The sequence below is a fragment of the Flavobacterium nitrogenifigens genome (assembly GCF_003254565.1).
In the GTDB taxonomy this organism is placed as follows: Bacteria; Bacteroidota; Bacteroidia; order Flavobacteriales; family Flavobacteriaceae; genus Flavobacterium; species Flavobacterium nitrogenifigens.
Genome location: NZ_QJRI01000040.1, coordinates 1 through 268, shown reverse-complemented (window position 1 = coordinate 268; position 268 = coordinate 1). Strand labels below are relative to the sequence as shown.

1 protein-coding gene is annotated in these 268 nt (G+C 52.6%); it reads left to right on the top strand.

What is annotated here, in order from left to right; translation table 11 throughout:
• A partial coding sequence (locus DM397_RS00175) for an MBG domain-containing protein (protein WP_204251834.1) occupies positions 1–268 on the top strand: 268 nt, incomplete at both ends.

Sequence of the window (268 nt, the reverse complement as noted above, 5' to 3'; positions counted from 1 at the left end):
TGTAGACGGCACTCTTACGGTGGGCCAGGCATCTCTTACGGTGACTGCAGACAATAAAAGCAAAACGTACGGTAGCGCGAATCCGGCTCTGACTGTAAGCTATTCTGGTTTTGTAAACGGCGATACAGAAACTGTGCTAACCACAGTGCCGACAGTCACCACCACGGCAGTTATAGGAAGTCCGGTGGGGACTTACCCGATTGCAGCCAGCGGAGCCGCTGCACCCAATTATGCAATCACTTATGCCGATGGAACGATGAGCGTGACA